The sequence below is a fragment of the Winogradskyella aquimaris genome, from assembly GCF_042676105.1.
Classification (GTDB): Bacteria; Bacteroidota; Bacteroidia; order Flavobacteriales; family Flavobacteriaceae; genus Winogradskyella; species Winogradskyella aquimaris.
The window spans coordinates 1-3982 of sequence record NZ_JBHTJQ010000012.1 but is presented as its reverse complement, the minus strand read 5'-3'; the positions used below and the strand labels follow the sequence as shown (position 1 = coordinate 3982).

Genomic DNA, 3982 nt, shown 5'->3' with positions numbered 1-3982 from the left:
TTTAACGTTTCAAGGTAAAATGGGCTCTGAACTCCTTTCTCTGGTCGGTGAGCGGTTCGTCGTAGATTACCGTGAACCAGTAATCGCTGCTCGGCATCCTGTTGCCGTTGTACGTCCCGTCCCATCCCTGACCTGTAGGGCTCAACTGCTTCAGCAGCTTCCCGTAGCGGTCAAATATATAAATTTTGGCACTACTTCCAATGCCCTCTATGTTCCACGTGTCGTTGTTGCCGTCACCGTTGGGCGTAAAGTACTTCGGGTAGTCCAGCACGAACACCTCCACCACCGTCAGGCCACAGCCCGTCCTGTCCCTGGCCGTTACCTCGTGCAGACCCTGCGATACCCCCTCGAAGGTCCCGCTGTCCTGCCATGGCCCTCCGTCCAAGCTGTACTCGTAGTCCCCTATTCCGGTCGCCACTGCTTCTATAACGTTGTTATTCCCAAAAGCTTGTGTCACCACCTCGGCAACCAATATCGGCGGCTCGCTCTCCACCACCACGGTCTCATCAAAATTCTCACAGCTGGTCTCCGTCGAGGTACTGGTATCCGTGACCGTAACCCCATAGGTCCCTCCCTGCAAAGGTACCAGGCTAGGGCCTGTCTCCCCGGCTATCTCGGTTCCGTTGAAGGTCCATACAAAACTATAGTCCGTAGCGGACAGACCGGTATCCAGCACCAGTGGGTCCAGTATCTCGGTACCGTTCGTATTGATACAGAGCACATAGCTGTCCTCCAGGTCAAAGTTCGGGAGCGGGTTCACCTGGAGCGTCAATGGCGCTACCTCGTAACATATCGAACCGTCCTGTAGGTTATCGAACGTTCCGTCGTTGTTCAGGTCCACCGGGTCACCGTTACCGTCACCGTCAACGTCAATGAACTCGTAAAGCCCGTCTGCATTGGCATCGATACCGTCCGATAGACCGTCACCGTCGACGTCTATAAGGTCGAACACCCCATCGGCATCCGTATCGTAGGTATCCACCGTACCGTCGGCGTTCAGGTCGAGTCCTGCAGTAAGGGCCGTAAGGTCCAGTGCTATCGGCACCACCGCCAGCGTATTGTTGTCCACCCTTGCATAGATCACCTGTGGGTTTACCACGTTCTCGTAAAGGTCCGGTAAGGGGTTAACGTTCAGCTCGGCATCCTCTGCGGTGGCAAAGTAGGTGACGATGTAACTTGCGGGGTCCTGCCCGTCCAGTACCTGTCCGTCCTGTGTGGACAGGGTAAACTGCGCACTGTCGTTGCTCGGGTCCCCGTCGGTCTCCATATTGTCGTCACAGGTCTCGTAAACGATATCCACCATATCCGGATTGGCCTGCGCAGCCTCGTTCACCTGAAGGTTGAAGCGCTGCGTACTGATGGAACAGCCCGTGACATTGTCGGTGATCGTTACATAGATCTCCTGTGGGTTGCTGGTATTGGTATACGGGCTCACCAGGGCGTTAATACCTGCTTCCGCATCGGCCAGGTCGCTATGATAGGTCACGATATATCGCGTCGGGTCCTGCCCGTTGAGGACCTCGGCATCCTTGCTCGTAAGGTCAAAGCTATCGGACCCGTCCGTATTAAGCTCGCACTGTATAAAGTCCGTCACTGCCACTACCTCCGGTAACGGGTACACCCTTATGGTAAAGTCCACTACCGCATAACAGCCCGTGACGTCGTTGGTCACCCTTACGTAGATATCCTGTTCCGGCGTACCTACATTGGTGTACTGCGTCGGGTCGGCTATCGGGTTGTCCCCCGAATCCGCGTCCTCAGCCGTTTCATGGTACGTCGGTGTTACCCCTGCCTCACCGTTGAGGATCAGTACTTCGTTTTCCGTAAGGTCAAAGACCTCTACCCCATCTCCCGTATTGACGTCATCGCAAAGCTCCAGGTCCGGCAGCTGCTCGCTAGGTGTCGGTGTAGGGTTGGGCAGTACCCTTATGGTCATCGTTGTGTAAGCTACACAGCCAGTATCGGTATCCGTCACCACCACGTAAAGCGTCTGTGGGTTGGCCGGAAGGCCGTTGACCGAGGTATTGGTATACTGCGTCGGGTCCGGTATGGCATCCATCTGCACCTGTGCATCGGCAGCCGTCTCGTAATAGGCCACCGACCAGCTTGCATTGCCACCGGTGATCTCGTCGTCCTTGACCGTTAGGTCGAAGGCCGTTACCTCATCCCCGGGCACCTCACCGAGGTCGTCGCACAGCTCCAACGGTGTCGGCTGTACCGGCACTGGTGGCAACTGTACCAAGATCTCGAACTCTCCCGTGTCCTGGCATCCCGTGGCCGGGCTGTAAAGTCTTACATAGATCGTCTGGGGATTTGATGTGTTCGTATAGTTCCCCTCGTTCACGATCGGGTTGTTACCCGTCTCGGCGTCCGCTGCCGTAACGTGGTAGGTCAACGTCACCCCTGCAGGGTCCTGCGTCCCCAATATATCGGCATCGCGCTCGGTCAGGTCGAACTGCGCTATCCCGTCACCGTTATCATCGCAGATCTCCAATGGCTCCAGGGCCGCCGGTACTTCCGGCGATGGCACCACGATCAGCTCAAGGGTATTCTGGGTCAGGCTGTAACAGCCCGTTATCGTATTCTCAGAGCGCACGTAGATCATCTGGCTGTTGGCCACGATGTTCGTATAAAGCCCGGTAATGGCATTGGTGCCCTGTTCCGCTTCTTCCTGGGTCTCATGGTAGGTGATCACCACATCTGGCTCACCGTTGGTGATCTCCACGGTACGGATCTCAAGGTCGAACTCGGCGAAGCCGTCATTGTCATCGTCGCAGACCTCGATCGGGTCAGGGTCGGGTTCCGGCGATGGAACGGGATCCACCCGAAGGGTCAGCGTTATGGTGCTGTAGCAGCCCGTTGCGTCGTTCTCCGCCCTTACGTAAACCGTCTGGGCGTTGCTGGTGTTCACATATGGGCTCGTTATCGGGTTGGCGCCGCTGTCCGCATCCGCCTGGGTCTCATAGTACGTCAATGTGATCCCGGTCTGCCCGTTCAATATCTCCGCGTCGGCGTCCTCCAAGGTAAATGCTTCCTGCTCGTCCCCAGGATTATTGACGTCACAGAGCTCCAACGGCATCGGCTGTACCAATACCGGTAACGGGTTGACGATCAGCTCAAGGCTCGTGACCTTGTAACAGCCACCTACGGTAGCGGTATCCTCGACCCGTATCCAGATGACCTGGCCATTGGCCGTAGTGTTCGTATAGGCCACCGGGTTAGCTATCGGGTTGTTTCCTTGATTGGCATTATCTTCTGTTTCATAATAGCTTACCGTGTACTGCAAGGGATCAAGACCGTTCAATATCTCGGCCGCCTTGCTCGTAAGGTCGAAAAGCGCGAACCCGTCGGCCGAGGCATCGTCGCACTCTTCCAATGGCGTAGGGTCCGTGAGCTGTGGCGTCGGCTCAACGACCAGCACCAAAGGGACGACCGTTGCACAGTCCGTCGCGATCGTCGCGCTCTCAACACGCGCGTAGAGCGTCTGCGTGTTGACCACTATATTGTTGTAGTCTACCGTCGTATCTACGGCATCTACACCATTGTCTGCATTGGCAAAAGTTTCATGATAGGTTACCGTCAGACCGGCAACACCTCCAGTGATCTCGTTGTCCGCGTCCGTTAGGTCGAATACGCCGAACCCGTCATTGTCGGGGTCGCAGTAGCGCAGGGGCTGCGGAACGTTAGCCACAGGGGCCTGCTCCACCACCAGCTCGAGCGTCGTCGTGTCGTAACAGCCCGTCGCGGTGTCCTCAACACGAACGAAGACCGTCTGAGGGTTGCTGATGTTCGTATACGGAACCGGCAGTGGGTCCACCTCAGCGTCGGCATCGGCCTGCGTCAGGTAGTAGCCTACCGAATAGCCCGGGTTGTTGCCCGTTACCTCACCGTTCTTCAGGCTAAGGTCTATCTCCGTCAGTCCGTCAGGCGTGCCATCATCACATACCTCCAAGGCCGTCGGAGCCACCAATAAAGGTAAGGG

At 56.6% G+C, this 3982-nt stretch carries 1 protein-coding gene; it reads right to left on the bottom strand.

Annotated features, from left to right (window positions below; genetic code table 11):
* Position 1: 1 nt before the first annotated feature.
* A partial coding sequence (locus ACFQ1K_RS09955; protein ID WP_449361584.1) for a T9SS type B sorting domain-containing protein occupies positions 2-3982 on the bottom strand: 3981 nt, incomplete at its 5' end.